Origin of the sequence: Desulfospira joergensenii DSM 10085 (genome assembly GCF_000420085.1) — a bacterium.
In the GTDB taxonomy this organism is placed as follows: Bacteria; Desulfobacterota; Desulfobacteria; order Desulfobacterales; family Desulfobacteraceae; genus Desulfospira; species Desulfospira joergensenii.
The window spans coordinates 1,369,933-1,387,996 of sequence record NZ_ATUG01000002.1 but is presented as its reverse complement, the minus strand read 5'-3'; the positions used below and the strand labels follow the sequence as shown (position 1 = coordinate 1,387,996).

The window sequence follows — 18,064 nt, the reverse complement described above, 5'->3', positions numbered from 1 at the left end:
ATTGTCAGTAATTTTCCTACCGGAAAGACTTAAAATTCCACGTTTCTGATGTATTTTCCTCCAAGTGAAATCAATTTTGTATTCTATAAACCTGATTTTGGTGAGTTGCTGCTATGATCTGGTAAAAGGCGGTCAACAATGTATTTTCTTGATCCTTCAGCAAAAAAGTACAACCTCAAGATATTGTGGTTGAGGTGAAATTTGAAATATGAGAACTATAGCCAGAAGTGCTCACTTTTATAAAAGGGTTGACTGATAGACATAGGGCTCGGTTCGATTGCCACAACTGTGATCTGATTAATCGCTCTACATTTCAGTATCTTGAAGCTTTTTCTCCAACTTATGTCAAGAACGAATTCGGTATAAAAAATAGGAATAGGTATGCTTATTGCTTTACACAAATGTTTTAAATGTTAAATACTATTCAAAGCAAGGAGCAGTCATGAGAATAAACCCCATTTCAGCCCAAGCTGCATTTTTGAATTATCCTTGTCAGCCGGAAAAAATTTCCTCATCACCCGGAAAAATTGATGTAGTCACCCTCTCGGAAGAAGGGAAAATGATGCAAGCCCAGGTCTCAGAGAACAACTCATCATTAATTGGCACCTTGGAAAACTTCATGGATGGTGCTGGAAAGGATGGAGTGATCACTCTGGATGAAATTCAGGCCTTTGGTCAAAAAAATTTACAAATAGCTGAAAATATCCTGACGAATACACTTGAACAACTTAATATTTCGTCGGATTCCAAAATTTCAATACATACTGACAAAGAGGGGTTGATCCGGGTTAATTCCGATCTCTCAACAAGCGACAACGATAGATTGGAGGCCGCATTAAATAAGCATCCCGATTTTCAGCAGGCTTTTACTAAAGCAAGTTCCAACCAATCTCTGGTAAATGCGGCAGAAAAACATATGGAATTTGCCCAAGCCTATGCGCAGGACCCCAAGTCAGCTGTGGCCCAATACAATATCGGAAGTTCCTCGTCAGGGGAGTATGTGCTTCAATATGCACTAGGCCAGACCGCTCTTGTTTTTCAAAATTCAGTCTTTCAGGTAGGATAAAAATATCCCCGGAGACTCGCTTCATAAATCTCAAGAAAAACCTGTGCTCTCAGGCCCGTTTAATTATCTGTTTCGAGAAAGTTAGGGATGGTTCAATTTAATACAACCATTGGCTCTTAAGGAATTTCAGTTACATAGCCGATAAATTTAGTAAAACAAAATAATTAACCATCCTAATTGAAAGGTGATTGTATGCAAACCTCGATTTTTTCAGGACAAACATATCGCAACTCTATCTTCACGTTACAAGACCAGGTTTCAACTCAGCGAGCAAACAGTATTGGAGATGCACAACAAACTGAAGTCATTGTAGAAACAAAATCAGTGAAAATTACCTCAGGGTATGATTTAACCAATATGACTTCTGGGGATATGCTTGGTTTGGCTAAATCGTTTTATGAAGAAGGAAATACTCAAGATTTTTTAAGTTTGACAGTTTTTAGCGCTCGTGCTGCCCTTGAGGACCACCCAGACGCGTATGTTACAAAAACTTGGACAACTCCCCGCAATAAAAATGGGACTTTTAACTTGCTGGCTGAAATTCAGGCTACGCCTAAATACGCAACAGGTTCACCTGAATTGGATGCCGAAAATAAGGTTGATCGGGAACATCTTTTAAATACTCTTTTATCTCTGCCAGTTCAAACGACGATTATAGAACAATCATCAATTAATATTACGGTATGATAAAATCAGTAGCAAAAATTAAAATTGTATAGCCTGATGGTATTACCAGTCACATACCTTACTCTGTCGGGGGCAAAATTAAGCAGATGCTTTCCCCTTTCACTATTGGTTTATCTGTCAAATGTAGAATACGATTTTTTCTGAACACTTATGGTATAATTGATCACGTATGTGGATCAGAGTGCGCCCATGGCGCTTATACCATGATTGTACACTTTTCATTCGTTCATTTTTTGTCTCATTTTCAGTCAAAAACTATCCTATTTTAAACGATAATTTAAAAATGAGTAAAACTCTTTATTACCAAGCGTTTTAAAAGATTTGGTTGACATCCCAGGCCGCCGCTACAGTTTCAAAAACGATTGCGCTTGAACGAGGCCAGACGTCTGATGCTTACAAAAAACATAGATGCCCTGAGCGAAACATTTGAAGTTGGATATGAAAGCGCCTCTCAATTCAGCCGTGAATACAGCCGGTTGTTCGGCGCTCCGCCTTTACGGGACATTAATCGTCTGCGAGAGGCAGCCACATCATAGTAAGCTAATTTTTCTCTCCCCATGTCTTTGCGCTACGGTTGACCTTTTTGCGCACGATCGACCAGGCGTCTCCAACGTTGAACATGGATTCCGGCAGTGCGTTCAGCATTTTCTCATACAGAGACAGAGGAACCGTAAAGGTCAACTCATCCGTTTTCATAAATTTTCTGGCTGAAGGGTCAAAACCACCGAGTACGGCTTTTTCCATTCCCTGTTCTTTGTAGTAAAGCGGCCAGGCGAGGATATTCGTGCACCCGGCTCCAAACGGAGAAGCTATACTGTCCACATCGCCTGTAGTAAATGTTGTTTGGGTGAAGAGGCCACTCAACACCTCAGGCCGAGCAAAAAAGATAACGAATTCAGGCTTTTGATCCTCTGAAAAATGAGATAGTGGTTTAAAAATACAATATTTTGCTGGTGGTTTGCGGGGATCAACTTTGCTAAGAAATTTTCTCATGGCTTCTGGGGACGGCAGGTATCGCTCTCCATGGACGGGCGTCCCCTCAAATCCTGTAGTAACATAGTGTTCGATAAATCTGAGGTTGGGCTTCATCATTGAACAATAGAACACGCCCCCTAGGCACCCATACTCTTCTGTTGAAATATATGCAGCACTATTTTTTTTCCTGGCCAGCCAGATATTACCGATCACGCAGGAAAACGTTTTCATAACTTCCTGCATGTCCACCTGGCCCTGGTCTTCCATCTCACGTGAGATAGGAATCCCTGGTTTAGGACCATAGGCTTCTTCCGGTTTGGTGTCATCGTAATAAACGCCAAAGGGTTCTTGGTCCAACCCTAGGTGCTCAAGAAATACGTTTGTTTCTTCAAGGATTGATTTAAAATTCATTGCGCCTCCTTTATGTTGTGTATACAACTATTAAATCGTTTTTTTAGGCTTGTCTAATTATTCCTTTTATCCAGGTTTGATATGATGTGCCGCAGGGCTGATTGGCAGGCCAATTGCTCCTCTTCAGTCATGCCACACTGCGCTTCCTTTAAAATGGTTCTGGCAATATTCGAGCAGCGTTCTGCCGTATCCAGGACCTTTGAAGTCGGCTTTACCAGCTTTTGCCTGCTGTCTTTTGGATCCTTGGTCCGTGCAATCCAATTGCGTTTCTCAAGTCCATCAAGCAGCCGGCTGACGCTAGATTTTTCGAGATATAATTTTTCTCCAAGCTGCCTTTGGGTGATGACACCATCGTTCAACAAAACAAGAATGGCCCCCCATTGTTCAGCAGTCATGTCGATATTATCCGCTTGGAATTTTGCTGTAAGCGTATTACTTAGCATCCTGTTGGCCAATCCGGTTAAATAACCCAAAGATTTATTGTGATCATAATCAAATGCCATAATTGATTGTGTACACAACCAATTGGCTTATGTCAACTGATTTCAAGTGGTTTATTGGCATTCAACTTTTTCCTTAATCTGAGGGATTACCCCTTTATAGGGGAGTTCGCCTAAATTCTGAACCACGATTGACCATAATGTTTTTACCTGTCTTCATTTTTAAAATCGTTTAACTTTTAAGAAATGGTTGGCCAGTTTTATCATTGATCATGTCTGATTTTATTCGCGTTAATTTTCGTATAAAAAACAGTAAAAACTCATAATGTATTAGAGCGAGGCATGTGTCTATCATTGAACTCGTTGGCCGTCTTGGCTGAGACCCAAGGCTGATACCATTATTCAACACCTTCTCAGACCAAGATTTCAGCAAATGAAGCTTAACCTCAGGTGTTCAATCCGTGGGGAGGATCATCCTAAAACTTACTCTTTGCTTTGAACTACCTTTTTAGATTTTTCAGGTAAACTCGTGGCAACCGCAGTAACCAATATAGGTAAGCAGGCTATTGTAGCTATTCCATACCAGACACTGTAAATGTCGGCGATTTTACCTATCAATGGTGTTGCGGCCCCCCCAATAGAAATAGCGACGCCTAAGGTAATGCCAGACGACAACCCAACTCTGTTTGGCAAATAATTTTGTCCCATTACAATAGATGGACCGTACGTCGCATATAATATCGACCCAATGGGGATCATTAAGCTTATAGCAATTAATACATTATTGATTGAAATGAAAATCGGAAGAAGTAAGGTTAGTCCCAAGAAACCTATTATGATTACTTTTTTCTTTCCGAATTTATCTGCCAGCTTTCCCCCAATGAGATTGCCCACAATACCAGAACCTGCAAATACTGTTAGAGCAAATGACCCCATCATTTTTGACTGATGCAGATGGTTGATCCAATAAATGGGAATAAACGTATTTAAACCATAAAATATTACGGATCGTCCGATAATAAACATCGTCAACCGAAGAAATGCCCACCAATCTTCTTTCTCTTCAGGCTCCGAGGTAGAGTCATTCTTTTTATTGTTTTCTCGAACGATCGATTTAAACTTAGAAAATTGTGTTGCCATGAATATAGCCATGAATGTAACGGGAAGAACAAGGATGATAGTACCTTTCAAACCCCATTGAAGGAGCGCGGTTGTTATCAGGAAAGGTCCAATGGCAAAACCGATTGTCCCTCCAACACCAAAAATACTCATGGCAGTATTTTTATGATTCCCAGCTTCAAAATTAACCAAGCGTGCAGCCTCGGGATGATAAGCGGCGATTCCAATTCCACTTATGATCGTCAAGACCATGATTAGTTGATAACTTTTACATAGCCCTGTCAAACCAAGACCAAATCCGGCAAGGAGCAACCCAATTGACAAAAGCCATGGTTTTGAAAATCTATCAGCGGCATACCCGAAAATTGGCTGAATAACACTTGATGCTAAATTAGCGGCAAAAACAATGCTGGCTGCGGCTGTATAGGTCAGATCATAAGTCGATATAAAGAATGGCAAAATTGCTGGCAAGGCCCCCTGATTAACATCAGTTATTAAATGCCCCAAGGATAATGTCCAAATTGATTGTCTTTTCATAACAAACTCCAGGCGGTGTTTTCTCTCTGGTTTATTGACGATAGCATGAAAATTAATATATATCTTGCGATATGAGGACAAAAAATAGCGACAATGAGACAAACCCCGGATTTTCTGACCCACAAAATATTATAAAAAAACCGCGCCCTGTTGCATGGATGGCAAAAGAATTCCCTTCGGGGCACCTAATAGAGTCTCACCTGCATATTCGATCCCAACTCTTATATGCATCAAGAGGCGTGATGACCGTCACAACAGGAGAAGGTATTTGGGTTGTTCCACCATTTCGTGCAGTATGGATACCGGCTCAAACACAACACCAAATTAAAGTGTCAGGGAATTTATCAATGAGAACCCTATATATTGAGCCCAACTTTTTCCCTGAAGCACCTGAACATTGCTGCGTAATATCGGTCTCTCCTTTATTGAGAGAACTTATTTTACATGCCATAAAAATGCCAAATCTCTATCAACCTGATAGTCCAGAAGAACACATCATCACAGTGATTTTAGATCAAATCCAAAACATGGCTGTAACACCACTGAGCCTGACAATTCCAAAGGATTCTCGGCTTAAAGAGATTTTTGTAAAGTTGTCAGAAAACCCTGGTGATAATCGAACACTGGAAGATTGGGGGAAACTTGTCGGTGCGACAAGGCGAACATTGACTCGACTTTTTCAATCAGAATTAGGCACTGGCTTTGGGCAATGGCGGCAGCAAATCAGAATTTTAGAATCCTTAAAACGGTTAGCACTAAATGACCCTGTTACTACAATTGCTATTGATCTTGGTTATGACAGTCCGAGTGCTTTTATCTCTATGTTTAAAAAAGCGCTTGGTAAAACCCCCGGTCAATATTTTCAGTCAGATATCAAGTGAAACCAAACATTTGAAAAGTGTTACTTATGTCTATACTTGAACGCTTTTAAAAAATTCCCCAACCACAATATGTGGTATGGACCAGTGTCTTTTGATTGCCTGGCGAAAAATCAAGAGTATTGGAGATTAAGAATCCCCGTCCGGAAAAATCAACTGTAAAGTTAATATATTGCAAACCTGATAATCGAGAATTCTCAAAATCAAGATTTCATTTCAACTGATTGAATAAACGAAAAAAAAAGAGCCATGAACGAAATTGCGTCCATGGCCCCTTAATTTTTCGGAATCTGCTGTTCTCGCTGTTCTCGCTGATCTAGCTTTCCTTACTCTCCTTGACCGTAAACTTCTCCTGTCCGGCCTGAAAAAACATGGCCTTCAGCCATTGAAACCCGAACTGGAGCAGTTTGACGTCATCATTTCTGATCTCTTGGATCTTTTCTTCGGGGAGTTCGTACCGGTCCAGAAACGAACTCTTAAAAACAAAGTCTTTGAATTTGTCTATATTGTAACAGACCATGAAAAACATCTTTTTGCTTTCCTCGGAAAGCTTCATGCTAGGGGGAAGGGATTTTTTCCGGACCATGAGATCGAGCCAGCCCTCGTTGACCTCATCCCTGAGATCCACGCCCTGGTCTTCCCGCCATTCGGCCACGCTCCATTCCTTGTCCTCTTCAAAGCCCCGGCAATGGGCCTCCTTGACCGTAAAAAAGAACTCATCCTTTTCCCCCTGCTCCCCGGAATAACTTAGGGAGCCCACCCCAAGGGGATAGTAGCGGCAGGTGGTGGGACGATCCTGGTATATGGCGCATCCTTCCTTGTCTTCAACAAAGGGACAGGACTTTCGTTCATCGTCCAGCAGTTTCAGGGTGACCACGGGCATATCGGCCTTTTCAAGCATCTGGGGCGTGGTAAAAACGGAGAGAAACTCTTCCGAGGTCAGGTCCAGTTTTTTGCGCATGGTCAGGATATCATAGGGGGTGAGCATGATATCGATTCCCCTGCAGCAGTCGGTAAAGCACTTGACGCCCTTATGACAACTGAATTTGAACTTGCTTTTCAGACTGAGCTGCTCAGGGGGAATCTCAGCGGCTCTTTTATTTTCATCACTCATTGGTTATCCTCATTATTTTATAACAAAAGGGTTTAAGGCTATGGACTATACGGGGAAAATATAATAATGTCAAGCGGATAGGATCTAAAATCCCCCTTAGCTGTTATGTCCGGCAAACAGATTTTATTTGACAGGACAAAAATTCCCGACTATGAGAAGGGGCAAGCCCGATTCAGAGAAAAAAACAGAGAGATATTGTCTGTAGAATAAACCAAAGGAGTGATAATGAAGGTAAAAAAAGCCGTATTCCCGGTGGCCGGTCTCGGCACCCGGTTTATCCCGGCCACCAAGGCCATGGCCAAGGAAATGCTTCCCGTGGTGGACAAACCCATTATCCAGTATGCCGTGGAAGAGGCGTTCAACGCCGGAATCGAACAGATCGTCTTTGTTACCGGCCGGGGGAAAAAAGCCCTGGAAGACCACTTTGACCGGTCCTTTGAAATTGAGCACGCCCTGGAAAAAAAGGGCAAGACCGATATGCTCAGGCAGATCCAGCAGCTGGTGCCCCGGACAGGGACCATTGTCTATACCCGTCAGCACGAACCCCTGGGGCTGGGCCACGCCATCTGGTGCGCCCGGGATATCATAGGGGATGAGCCCTTTGCCGTACTCCTGGCGGACGATCTGATCCAGAGCCCCAAACCCGTTCTATCTGAAATGGTCAAAAAATTCGACCGGATCCGGGCATCCATGGCCGCGGTAATGGAAGTTCCCGATGACCAGACCGACAAATACGGAATCCTGGATGCCGTAGAAGTGGAAAATGATATCGTCCGTATCAAGGACATGATCGAAAAACCGTCTCCAAAGGAGGCCCCCTCCAACCTGGCCATCATCGGCCGGTATATCCTCATGCCCAAGATCTTCGAATACCTGGGCCAAAAGCAGTCCGGTGCCGGCGGAGAAATCCAGCTCACCGACGCCATGAAAAGCCTTTTGGAAGAACAGCCCATTTTCGGATATAAATTTTCCGGGAAACGCTTTGACTGCGGCGACAAGGCCGGTTTTCAGATGGCCAACCTGGCCTTTGCCCTTGAACGGCCTGAAATCAGGGACCGGTTGATCGGCTTTATCAAAGAGATTCAAAAAGATTTTTAGGGAAGCTTTAGACTTTTTTATATTGGCTGTAAAAGGCCATGACCTTCCGGACATAGGCCTTGGTTTCTTTATAGGGCGGAATCCGCTTATATTTATCCACTGCTGTCGGCCCGGCATTGTAGGCGGCCAGGGCCAGGGAAAGTTTGTTCTTATACCTTTTGAGCAGGCGCTTGAGATATAGGGTACCGGCCATGATGTTCTGGGAAGGATCAAAGGGATCTGCCACGGACAGATCCTGACAATTTTCAGGCATGATCTGCATCAGCCCCCTGGCCCCTTTTTTGGAGATCGCCCGGGGATTAAATCCGGATTCCACCCGGATCACCGCCTTGATCAGGGAAAACTCCAGCCCGTGCCTGGCCCCGGCCTTCCGGATGATGGGGTCATAGGTCCCGCTGTCATAAATAGTGTTCTCCCCGGCCCCTGATTTCCGGGATTCTTCCTTCATATAGAGAATATAGTTGGGATCCGTGGGGGTATTGGTAAAATGATGAACCCCGTCCCGGTCAACGTAATGATAGATATGGGCGCTGACAGGCCCGGCAGGCAGGAGCAAAAGGCAGACCCCGACCACCAGGGCTTTCACCTTGTCCCGGAATCCTCCCTGACCTGAAAATCTTATGCGGTCAGGACCTCTGCTCTTTTCTCTTCTTCTCAATCCTTTCCCTGTACTCTTTTAAGACCAGTTTTTCGGGAAACTGGGGTTTGGCCACATACTGGCCGGTATTGGCAAAAAAGGTCTCCACCAGATTTTCAAGGACCTCCTCCTTGTCCCTGTCCATGATCATGTTCCGTTCAATCCTGTACTCATAAACGATATGATCCCCCAGGGTTTCCACGATATCATCGGCTTCCCGGGGTGTCAGGCTCTGGGTTTTAAAAAGATCCCGGTTTACGGGGATCTCCATCCTGGCCGCCATGATGACCACCCAGGCATCTTCCCCGATCTTTCTGGACAGGTCGTGAATCACCAGATCATGGTTGTTTTCAAGTGCAATGGTCTTAACGATGTTTTCTTTCATTCTGCTGTATCCTGATCCCTTCTCAACCGCCGGAACCCTGTCTTAAAAAAGCTCCAGCTGGATCTGTTTCGGTTTTGCCTTTTCCTGGATCCGGCTCTGCTCCGTCCGGGTCAGCCGGCGCTCAATATCGTCCAGGAACAAGGATCTCTCTCTTTTTTGAACGGTGCCATATATGCGTCTTTTTCGGGCATAAGTCAAATAGAGAATGTCCATTGCCCGGGTCATGGCCACGTAGAACAGCCTCCTTTCCTCCTCCGGGTCATCACAGGTCTTCCCGTCCCTGGCAAAGGGAATCAGGCCCTGTTCACATCCTGCCACAAACACCACGGGAAATTCAAGCCCCTTGGCCGCATGGATGGTCATGAGGGATACCTTTTCCGCCGAGTCTGCGAGATGGTCCGGATCCTGATCCAGGGCCAGGCTGTCCAGGAGATCCCCGGGATCGGCATGGATGTCCGCCAGGTTAGACAGCCTGGCATAGGCGGTTCTGACCTCATCTTTTTCTCCCAGCAACCGGCCAAGATCCATCCATTCCTTGAGATTTTCCAGGCAGGCAGAGCTGGTCAGACCGGCCAGTCTGCCTTTGATTTCCTCCAGGGCCGGTCCAATCCCTTTGCTCCCGGAAGCCGGAACCAGGCCGGGATTCTTTTGCAGCCAGGCCCCAAGGTCTTCCCTCTCCCTTTCCCCTGCCCGGCCCCCCAGGTATTTTAAAAAACCGATCATCTCCCGAATGCCTTCCATGCCGAATTCTTCCCCTTTATCCGCCGCCTGGAAAGGGATGCCCTCTTTTTGAAAAACCTGGACAAAGGTTTTCAACTGCCTCTTGGTCCGGCAGAGAACGGCGAAATCCGAAAAAGAGTACTCTTTCCCGTCTCCCGGGTCTGATCCTGCCCCCTCCTTGATTCTCGCATCCATGGAAAAAAAGGAAAGCCCGCCCATGAGGGATTCTATGACTTTACCGGCAGCCACGGCCTCGGCCGTTTCCGTGGCCGCCTCCCGGATGATCAGCCTCTGTCCCGTGTCCAGATTGGAGAAGATCTTCCGGTCCTGTCCCTCCGGGTCGGGTCTGGAGATCATCTGGCATGAGGCGTCCAGAATGGTCTGGGTGGACCTGTAATTCTGTTTCAGACGGAACTTTTCGCACCCGGGAAAATCCTCCTCGAACCGGTTAAAGTACCGGTGGTCCGAGCCCCTGAACCCGTAAATGGACTGATCCGGATCCCCGATGACCAGGAGATTCCCCTTTCCGGCCAGAAGTTTGACCAGCTCATACTGGCCCAGATTCAGGTCCTGGTACTCATCGATAAAAATATATTCAAACCGGTCACGGATTCTGCCCAGCAGTTCAGGATCATCCTTCAGGCGATTATGGCTTTGAAAGATCAATTCCTCGTAATCCACCAGGTTCATTTCCCGGCAAAGCGCCTGGTAAACCCTGTAAATCCGGGGCAGTATTTCAAAGCCGCCGGGCTCATCCGATATTTCCCCGGCCAGGTCTTGGGTCACAGGGATCTGGGAAAAATCCAGGTCAGGGTTCAAAAGCTGCTGTTTGCATCGGGCGATAAAATCACCTGCCCGGAGGGCCAGTCTTCCCAAGGCCCTTTTCCCCGGGGGTTTTCCCGATGGATTTTCCAGGGTCTGTCCGAGCTTTTCAATTGCCTTTCTAACCAGTTCCTTTTTCAGGTCGTCATCTGCCAGACCGGCCGTGAACCCGGTCTGCTCCTTTAAAAACTTCAGGCAGAAACCATGGAAGGTGGCGGACATCACCCCACCCTTTCCCCCGGGCATATACTTTTCAATGCGCCGGGCCAGTTCCCCGGCGGCCTTGTTGGTAAAGGTCAGGGCCAGGATGGAGGACGGATCCTTCTTTTTTTCGGAAACCAGCCAGGCGATCCTGGCCGTCAGGGTCCGGGTCTTGCCCGTTCCCGGTCCGGCCTGGATGAGCACGGCCCGGGCTTCCGACTCCACCGCCTTTTTCTGTTCGGGATTGAGACCCCGGATCAGTCCCGGATCCTGAGCCTTGTTCAAGCCGGATTTCCCCGATACCGGTTTAGACCTTTTTTTCTTCTCCGGTTTTTCAGCCCGGGCTTTCCTGGCCACGGCCCGGCTCTTTTTGGAAGGCGGAAGAACCAGGGAGAGGTCTTTCTCCCCCTTGAGACTCTGCCTCTCCTCCCGGGAAAAAAGCCTGACTCGGCCGTATTCACCGTCATATCCCGGGTCAATGAGGACATCCCCCCGGCGCATCTTCATGACGGCCCCGGCCAGCAGGGGAACCCCGGCCTTTTCAATCTCCTCTTCCGACCGGTCCGTAAGAATCCCAAGCTCCGGTCCCAGGGCCTCAATGGCCTTGTCATAGGCCCCGGCCACCTTTTTGGTATTGGGCCCCACCCCAAACACCTCGGACAGGATATCCTTCAGGGGAATAATACTCGTATACCCGTGCCGGTTTTCCGGCGCATACCCTTCCGGCCGGTTGGCCAGTTCCTGGACCCGGTAAAGAACCCCCAGGGTCAGGGGCCGGCCGCATTGGGGACAGATATTGTCCAGCTCGGCGGTGCGGGCCGGGTTCAGGCTGATATTGCATTTGCGGTGCCCGTCATAATGGTATTTCCCCTGGTGGGGATGCATGTCATAGGTGCCCAGGAACCTTTCCGGATCATTTGTCTCCAGGGCCTTTTTCATGGAAAAATAATCCAGGTCCGTATCGAACAGGGTGGCGTTCCGGCCCAGATACCCCGGGGAGTGGGCGTCGGAATTGGAGATCAGCCTTACCGGGTCCAGGTCGGCCACCCGCCAGTTCATGGGGGGATCCGAAGAGAGCCCGGTTTCCACGGCAAAGATATGCTTCTTCAGAGGCCCGAAGCACTCTTCCATACTGTCAAATCCCGACTTGGATCCGAACATGGAAAACCAGGGGGTCCAGATATGGGCCGGCACAAAAAAACCCTGGTCATTGATCTCCAGCATGATTTCCAGAAGATCGGCAGCGTCCAGACCCAGGATGGGTCGGCCGTCGGACTTGATATTGCCGATGCTGTCCAGACGGAGATTAAACCGCTTCACAGACTCAAGATCGGGGAAATATACCAGATTGTGATTTTTCCTGACCCGTCCCTCTTTTTTATAGATATTGCTGATCTCGGTCTGGAGGATAAACCTGACTTCTCCCTTGCACTTTTCCGGGAGGGTCCGGTCGATCTCCCGGGCAATTTCGGGTTTCAGGGCAAACAATCCCGGTTCCGCCGGCTCCAGCTTGGTTTCGATCTCCTCCACCCAGGCCGGGAAGGTAAAATCCCCGGTTCCAACGACACTCAGGCCCTTGATCCTGGCGGAATAATAAAGATTTTCAAAATCCAGGTTCTTGGCCGTGGCCCGGGAATATTTTGAATGGATATGAAGGTCTGCAATGAATTTCATCTGCTCAGCGCCCTGATTGAATTTATTTTTATTTGATTTATTTACATGATTTCCCCTTAATTTAAAAGCGGGTTTCTGGTAAACAGGGAATACGGGTATCTCCAAAGACCCATTCCACAAAATTGACAGGAAAGGGGAGCTGCAATGGACATCACAAGGGACAAACTGCTTGTCATCGCGTCAGAAGATACAAACAACCGGATCACTAAGGCCCTTTCCGCTTTTCCGGGGATGGACGTGATCCCGGCCGGAGACTGGGAATCCCTGCGCCCCCGGATTCATACCCGGGAAGTCGCCCTTATCATCCTTGAAACCCCCATGGCCGGCATTGAGGTTCCCGAGGTCGCAAAGGCCCTTTCCAAACCGGAACAACCTACCCCCCTGCTCATCCTCTCCGATGCCGGCGGACCGGATCCCGGCCTCCTGGATCAGTTCCCGGAACTCCTCCTTGACTTTCTCCCCAGAGATGCCGGTCCTGAATCCCTGGAGGCAAAAATCAGGATTTTCCTTGCCCTCCACCAGAACCGGACCGCCGTGTCCCAGGGCATAGATGAACTCAATACGATCTATGAAAGGATCATGGCCCAGCACAGGACGGCGCTCAAGGAGGAAAACCTGAGGAAAAATGCACTGAACCTCTCCTCTGCGGCGGCCACCCAGATGGGACATCCCCTGAAAAAAATCCGGGCGGGCATATACACCCTGTTGAGAAACCAGGATCTCTCTCCGGCAGTAAAATCCGGGGCCACCCGGATCCGCCATGCCGCCAAGCAGCTTGAAAAAATCTGCCGGAAGATAAATGAATTTCCCGGGAAAATTGAAAAAGATTTTCCGGATATCCGGGACGGCAACGGCATGGAAAGACCCTGCCGGATCCTCTATGCCATCAACTCCAAAGAAGAGTTCAATATCTTCCAGCATTATCTGGATCGCATGGTAAATCACCGGATCTTTCCGGTCTCCGGCATGGAGGAGGCCATGGAAGTGGTCGCCTCAGATCATCTGGACATCATCTTCCTGGACCACCTGCTTTCAGACGGAACCGGGCTGGAGCTCCTGTCCCGCCTGACCCGGCTGGGGATAGACACCCCCGTGATCTACACCACAGACAAAGCCAACGCCCATGCAGGGACGGAATCCCTGGCCAGGGGCGCCCTGGGGTTTTATATCAAAGAGGAAATCTCCAGTAAAAATATCAGATCCATCATCTTCCAGGCCCTGGATCAATCCAGGATGATCAGGGAGATGACCCATGCCCGGGACAGAATCGTGGTGATCTCCCGGCGGGACCGTTTGACCCGGCTGTACAACCGGCGCTGTTTTGATGAGGCCCTTGGCAGGGAGACATCCAAGGCTCTCCGGTACGGCCAGGATCTGGCCGTCCTCCTCATCGGGTTTAAAAACATAAAGAGCCCGGCAGAGGCCCCGGATACCCGGGACATGGTTCTTACCACCTGCGCAGGCATTATCCAGTCCATGGTCAGGGATGTCGACCAGGTCTGCCGCTTCGGCGATGATGAATTCGGGATCATTCTCCCGGGCACGGGACCCGAGGGAGCCGGGATCATGGCCGGAAGGCTTCTTGATCATCTCTCCGGCCAGACATTCAAATCCGGGGACAGTCCTTCTTTCCGATTGATCCTGAACATGGGCATCGCCGCCTCTTCCGGGGAATCCGCCTCAAAAAAGGGAGAGTCCGGGGATACCCTGAAAGCCGCCATGATCAAACTGGCCCTGGAGGCACTGGAGCAGGCCGGGCACCGGGGAGACAACACCATTAAACAATTGAGAATGGAGAACCCTTGAAAGCGGATTCCATGATTGACGGCCCTGCCCGGCAGAGGATCCGGAAATGGGAAAAAAACCGGGACGGCCGCCAGACCATCCGACTGACCTCCCCGGATCACGAAGCTCTGAAAAACTTTGAGACATTTTGTGAGGATCTTGCTTTTCTTGCCCCTTCCCTCCGGATCAAACCCGGGGAACAGGGGAATCCATCTTCAGAAGAGCGGGATCTGCCCGGATTGATAGTAAGGAAGAACATCACCTATTCCGCCCTTCCCCTGGAAAAGGAGTTGGAACCCTTTCTTAAGGGGCTCGACCTGATCCATTCCCAAAAGCCCGAACCTGAAAGCCATATTCTCAAGGCTCTGGAACAGATCCAGGCCCCCTGTGATCTCACCCTCTATATCGCCCTGCAATGCCCCCACTGCCCCGGGATGGTGAATACCCTCCTTCCCCTGGCAGTTTTCTGTGAAAAAATCCGCCTGACCATCATCGACGGCAGCCTCTTTCCCGAAGCCGCCCAGAAGGACCGGGTCATGTCGGCCCCCTGCCTGATCCTGGAGGATGAGTTCCGGTGGACCGGAGCCGTAACCGCCGAAGAGATCATCACCATGATGATCGAAAAAGATCCGGCAAAGCTGAGCCCAGAATCCCTGAAAAACATCATCGAGGAGGGGAATGCCCAGTGGATTACGGATAAAATGATAGAAACCCGCACCCTGTTTCCCGGTTTTATCGAGCTTCTCCTCCATGGGACCTGGTCGGTCCGGCTGGGGGCCATGGTGATTGTGGAGAGCCTGGGAGAAGAGCATCCCGGACTGGCAAAAAAGATCTGCCCCCGGCTTATTCGGGAATTTCCCGGCAGGGAGATCCCGGTCCAGGGGGATATCCTTTACGCCCTGGGTCAGGCCGGGGATAAAGAAACCCTGGAATGGCTCGCAGCCACCCTGAACACCCTGGACCATCCGGATCTGAAAGAGGCATGTGAAGATGCCCTTGCCGACATGGATTCCCGGCTCGGGTCATGGGAATGAACCTGGATATTCGTTTCTATCTCAGGTTTTATAGCCGCAATGCTTACAATAATCACCGCAGACATAGGTTTCTTCCTGGCATTGGCTGCAGTTCTTCAGCTGGTTTGTTCCGCAAAAAGGGCATCTCCCTGCCCGGTCCGGCAGAGTCTTTCCGCAGAAATAGCATGCTCCCTTCATGAGCCGTTTCTGCTGGATCCTTTTCCTATTAAATAACTTTTTCTGGATGATGTATACGGCCAGGAGGCCGGCTCCCACACAAAAGGCTATAACGATATAATGCCAGAGGGCAATGATATGCAGGGACTTTAGAATCTTGAAAAGATCTTTGAAAAAATGGCGGGGAATCAGGTCAATGACGACCTCCCCGGCTTTCAGGACAATGGGAAGGGCCGCAACCACCAGCAGATGGCTTGAAATCAATGTCTGGATCCCGTTGTCCTTTTTTACGCTGCGGCTGCTCCAGAAGTAAAAGACCAGGAAAATGGGCAGCATAAAGACAAGCTGCCACCCCAGTTCCTTGAAAGGGTAAAGGAACTGGAATCTTTTGAACGCATCTTTCAGCTCCTGCCGGTATTCCCTGGAGGGACCCACCATTTCCTTTAATTGGATGATCAGGGGGGAGGCCTCAAGCTGCTGTTCCGTCAGGATCAGTTTCCCGGAGATCTCTTCCATCCCCCGGGTGGAAGAGTGAATGGAGGCCTTCAGGCCTGAAAGGCTTTTCTCTTCCCCGTTTTTTCGGGCAATCTCTTCCAGGAGCGCCGTATCATAGGCAGCTTTTGACTTTTTCAGCCGGGCGGCCAGGCGGTTTCTCTCCTTGAGAAGATCCTGCCGGTCGACAAACAGAGCGGCAAGCCTTTCATCCCGGGCCACCTGTTTGATCAGGGAGTAAAACTGCCGGCAGGTTTCATGCATGACCCCGGTATCCCGCCTTTCCAGGAGGCTGTCCCTCCGAAAGGATTTGTTGTTGTAATCCGAGAGCACCAGCCGCTGCAGCCTGTCCAGAAAATCGGCCCGGGTCCAGTCTTTATCGATGAAGGCCTGCCGGCATTCAAAGGGGACCTGCTCATCCGGGGAGGTCAACTGCCGGGTATGCTCTCCAAGTCCCTCAAAAATCATCACCAGGACAAAGATATCCAGGATCAGGATAACCGCCAGGGAGAGCTTGCTCAAGGGCTCCTGGCCGCCGGTCCTCACCAGCCGGTCCTTGAATGCAAAGAATTTTTCCTTGATTGGATTCATCGGAACTTTCCTCCTTTATTTGCTCAGGCTGGCCGGCCCGGCCGGCATATTTCTTTGAAATCTTTCAATCACCTGGGAAACGTGGTCCCCATAGGGCGGCAGATCCCTGAAATCAACCATGCTTATCCGGCCTGCCGCCTCGGCAAATCCCCGGATCATTGCCTGGTGCATATGGAGCATCTTTGCCTGTTCCTTTGTCAGGCGGCACACAACCACCCCCATGTGCATGGCATAATCTTCCCCCCCGGCCCCGGATCCCTCCGGCCAGAAAACAGAGTCAAACCGGATCCGGATATCTTCCCTTTCATATTTTACAGAAACACCCTCTTTCCTTTGATCCGGGATGACCGGAAGAAGAAGGTGGCTCACCAGAAGCCCGGGGTTGGAAAATTCGATCCCCGGATGACCGGATACCACCATGTTGTAATGGGTTACAGAGCCAAGATACCGGAGTACATCGTTCAGGGTAATGGTAAACTCATTGGGATTGTCCCTGGAACCGGCACAAAGATCAAACAGATTATGAATGGGGGTCCGTTCCGGATTTTCATCTGCAATGGAAAGAACCGGATTAAAATCCGAAATTTGCTGATCTGAGACAGCATAAAAATGATTAAACAACTTCTTTTCCGTCTTTTCTGTCACCGGGCATTTGCAGCTCAGTATCCCGTACAGAAAGGATTTCAATGCCTTTGTCTCTATTGAAATGTTCATGGGTCCCTTTGAAAAATTAGAATCACAATTTAATCGGTTAAAAATCAAAGTTGTAAGTCAACAGCCAAGACTCTGCCTCCCGAAATGTTTCAACATGAGGGGTTTTATAAAGTCGCTTAGCAATATTTTAAAGATAGGATAATTCTTGATTTCAGTAAAGGAATGTCTTTCAAATTTACTGATAGATCGGGAATCCGGCCCGGGTGGGATGCAGCTCCGCAGGGTTAACGATTCCTACAGCCTCTACCATGCCGCTCCGCAAAAGGGAAAAACTCGCATCCGCTCAGACAAATTCCCTTTTCAGCTCCACGCCATGGAGAGTCTGTACACAATCGAACCCGATGTCTCCGCCTGCACCCCACCCAGGCCTCCAGGAGAGTACGGATGATTCGGATATATTCTATAATCCAGGTTAGAATAATTCTTCACAACTCAAGCAAAGCCCAGCATTGCTTTTGTTATTCATGACTTTTTCGGTGATAGTGGCGGTCTCCAATCATAGACATAGTCAGCACCGCATTCACGGCG

At 48.6% G+C, this 18,064-nt stretch carries 15 protein-coding genes and 1 pseudogene; 7 read left to right on the top strand and 9 right to left on the bottom strand.

Annotated features, from left to right (window positions below; genetic code table 11):
* The first annotated feature begins 442 nt into the window (after positions 1 to 442).
* The 3 genes and pseudogenes from F608_RS0118870 to F608_RS37410 all read left to right on the top strand — a co-directional run.
* A complete protein-coding gene (locus F608_RS0118870; protein WP_022667224.1) occupies positions 443 to 1,066 on the top strand; it encodes a hypothetical protein in 624 nt (207 codons plus the stop codon).
* 192 nt (positions 1,067 to 1,258) lie between these two features.
* On the top strand, positions 1,259 to 1,753 hold the full coding sequence (locus tag F608_RS0118865; protein WP_022667222.1) for a hypothetical protein: 495 nt from the start codon (positions 1,259 to 1,261) through the stop codon (positions 1,751 to 1,753).
* 350 nt (positions 1,754 to 2,103) lie between these two features.
* Positions 2,104 to 2,289 (top strand): annotated as a pseudogene (locus F608_RS37410) (helix-turn-helix domain-containing protein); the annotation flags it as partial.
* A gap of 4 nt (positions 2,290 to 2,293) precedes the next feature.
* On the opposite strand, the gene F608_RS0118860 reads toward F608_RS37410, so the two are convergent.
* From F608_RS0118860 to F608_RS0118850, 3 genes are all read right to left on the bottom strand, one after another.
* The gene (locus F608_RS0118860) at positions 2,294 to 3,139 is read right to left on the bottom strand and encodes a DUF169 domain-containing protein (RefSeq protein WP_022667221.1); all 846 of its coding nucleotides are present in this window, start codon (positions 3,137 to 3,139) and stop codon (positions 2,294 to 2,296) included.
* Between the two features lie 53 nt (positions 3,140 to 3,192).
* The gene (locus F608_RS0118855) at positions 3,193 to 3,642 is read right to left on the bottom strand and encodes a MarR family winged helix-turn-helix transcriptional regulator (protein WP_022667220.1); all 450 of its coding nucleotides are present in this window, start codon (positions 3,640 to 3,642) and stop codon (positions 3,193 to 3,195) included.
* 420 nt (positions 3,643 to 4,062) lie between these two features.
* A complete protein-coding gene (locus F608_RS0118850; protein WP_022667219.1) occupies positions 4,063 to 5,235 on the bottom strand; it encodes an MFS transporter in 1,173 nt (390 codons plus the stop codon).
* A 71-nt stretch (positions 5,236 to 5,306) separates the two neighbouring features.
* Between F608_RS0118850 and F608_RS0118845 the strand changes: the two genes are divergently transcribed.
* Positions 5,307 to 6,116, top strand: a complete 810-nt coding sequence (locus F608_RS0118845; protein ID WP_022667217.1) for a helix-turn-helix domain-containing protein — start codon at positions 5,307 to 5,309, stop codon at positions 6,114 to 6,116.
* A 313-nt stretch (positions 6,117 to 6,429) separates the two neighbouring features.
* Here the strand turns inward: F608_RS0118845 and F608_RS0118840 are convergent, their stop codons facing one another.
* Complete coding sequence (locus F608_RS0118840; protein WP_022667216.1) at positions 6,430 to 7,227, bottom strand: YkgJ family cysteine cluster protein; 798 nt, start codon at positions 7,225 to 7,227, stop codon at positions 6,430 to 6,432.
* Positions 7,228 to 7,452: 225 nt separating this feature from the next.
* Between F608_RS0118840 and galU the strand changes: the two genes are divergently transcribed.
* Positions 7,453 to 8,325, top strand: a complete 873-nt coding sequence (gene galU / locus F608_RS0118830) for a UTP--glucose-1-phosphate uridylyltransferase GalU (RefSeq protein WP_022667214.1) — start codon at positions 7,453 to 7,455, stop codon at positions 8,323 to 8,325.
* Between the two features lie 7 nt (positions 8,326 to 8,332).
* Here the strand turns inward: galU and F608_RS0118825 are convergent, their stop codons facing one another.
* The 3 genes from F608_RS0118825 to F608_RS0118815 are packed head-to-tail and all read right to left on the bottom strand — an operon-like array spanning position 8,333 to position 12,764.
* On the bottom strand, positions 8,333 to 8,983 hold the full coding sequence (locus F608_RS0118825) for a lytic transglycosylase domain-containing protein (RefSeq protein WP_022667213.1): 651 nt from the start codon (positions 8,981 to 8,983) through the stop codon (positions 8,333 to 8,335).
* The gene (locus tag F608_RS0118820) at positions 8,952 to 9,347 is read right to left on the bottom strand and encodes a hypothetical protein (RefSeq protein WP_022667212.1); all 396 of its coding nucleotides are present in this window, start codon (positions 9,345 to 9,347) and stop codon (positions 8,952 to 8,954) included. The genes F608_RS0118825 and F608_RS0118820 overlap by 32 nt, the downstream gene beginning before the upstream one ends.
* Positions 9,348 to 9,389: 42 nt before the next feature.
* Complete coding sequence (locus F608_RS0118815) at positions 9,390 to 12,764, bottom strand: UvrD-helicase domain-containing protein (RefSeq protein WP_027362901.1); 3,375 nt, start codon at positions 12,762 to 12,764, stop codon at positions 9,390 to 9,392.
* Positions 12,765 to 12,908: 144 nt separating this feature from the next.
* On the opposite strand from F608_RS0118815, the gene F608_RS0118810 reads away from it, so the two are divergent.
* Together F608_RS0118810 and F608_RS0118805 are read left to right on the top strand one after the other, a co-directional pair.
* A complete protein-coding gene (locus F608_RS0118810; protein ID WP_022667209.1) occupies positions 12,909 to 14,570 on the top strand; it encodes a GGDEF domain-containing protein in 1,662 nt (553 codons plus the stop codon).
* Positions 14,567 to 15,583, top strand: a complete 1,017-nt coding sequence (locus F608_RS0118805) for a thioredoxin family protein (protein ID WP_022667208.1) — start codon at positions 14,567 to 14,569, stop codon at positions 15,581 to 15,583. The genes F608_RS0118810 and F608_RS0118805 overlap by 4 nt, the downstream gene beginning before the upstream one ends.
* A 21-nt stretch (positions 15,584 to 15,604) precedes the next feature.
* Here the strand turns inward: F608_RS0118805 and F608_RS0118800 are convergent, their stop codons facing one another.
* Positions 15,605 to 16,822: a zinc ribbon domain-containing protein gene (locus tag F608_RS0118800; RefSeq protein WP_022667207.1), complete on the bottom strand. Its 1,218-nt coding sequence runs from the start codon at positions 16,820 to 16,822 to the stop codon at positions 15,605 to 15,607.
* Positions 16,823 to 16,837: 15 nt separating this feature from the next.
* The gene (locus F608_RS0118795) at positions 16,838 to 17,536 is read right to left on the bottom strand and encodes a hypothetical protein (protein WP_022667206.1); all 699 of its coding nucleotides are present in this window, start codon (positions 17,534 to 17,536) and stop codon (positions 16,838 to 16,840) included.
* Positions 17,537 to 18,064 lie beyond the last annotated feature (528 nt).

Coding starts and splice junctions, on each gene's coding strand:
- F608_RS0118870 (WP_022667224.1), top strand. CDS start 443: ATGAGAATAAACCCCATTTCAGCCCAAGCTGCATTTTTGAATTATCCT.
- F608_RS0118865 (WP_022667222.1), top strand. CDS start 1,259: ATGCAAACCTCGATTTTTTCAGGACAAACATATCGCAACTCTATCTTC.
- F608_RS0118860 (WP_022667221.1), bottom strand. CDS start 3,139: ATGAATTTTAAATCAATCCTTGAAGAAACAAACGTATTTCTTGAGCAC.
- F608_RS0118855 (WP_022667220.1), bottom strand. CDS start 3,642: ATGGCATTTGATTATGATCACAATAAATCTTTGGGTTATTTAACCGGA.
- F608_RS0118850 (WP_022667219.1), bottom strand. CDS start 5,235: ATGAAAAGACAATCAATTTGGACATTATCCTTGGGGCATTTAATAACT.
- F608_RS0118845 (WP_022667217.1), top strand. CDS start 5,307: ATGAGGACAAAAAATAGCGACAATGAGACAAACCCCGGATTTTCTGAC.
- F608_RS0118840 (WP_022667216.1), bottom strand. CDS start 7,227: ATGAGTGATGAAAATAAAAGAGCCGCTGAGATTCCCCCTGAGCAGCTC.
- galU (WP_022667214.1), top strand. CDS start 7,453: ATGAAGGTAAAAAAAGCCGTATTCCCGGTGGCCGGTCTCGGCACCCGG.
- F608_RS0118820 (WP_022667212.1), bottom strand. CDS start 9,347: ATGAAAGAAAACATCGTTAAGACCATTGCACTTGAAAACAACCATGAT.
- F608_RS0118815 (WP_027362901.1), bottom strand. CDS start 12,764: ATGAAATTCATTGCAGACCTTCATATCCATTCAAAATATTCCCGGGCC.
- F608_RS0118810 (WP_022667209.1), top strand. CDS start 12,909: ATGGACATCACAAGGGACAAACTGCTTGTCATCGCGTCAGAAGATACA.
- F608_RS0118800 (WP_022667207.1), bottom strand. CDS start 16,822: ATGAATCCAATCAAGGAAAAATTCTTTGCATTCAAGGACCGGCTGGTG.
- F608_RS0118795 (WP_022667206.1), bottom strand. CDS start 17,536: ATGAACATTTCAATAGAGACAAAGGCATTGAAATCCTTTCTGTACGGG.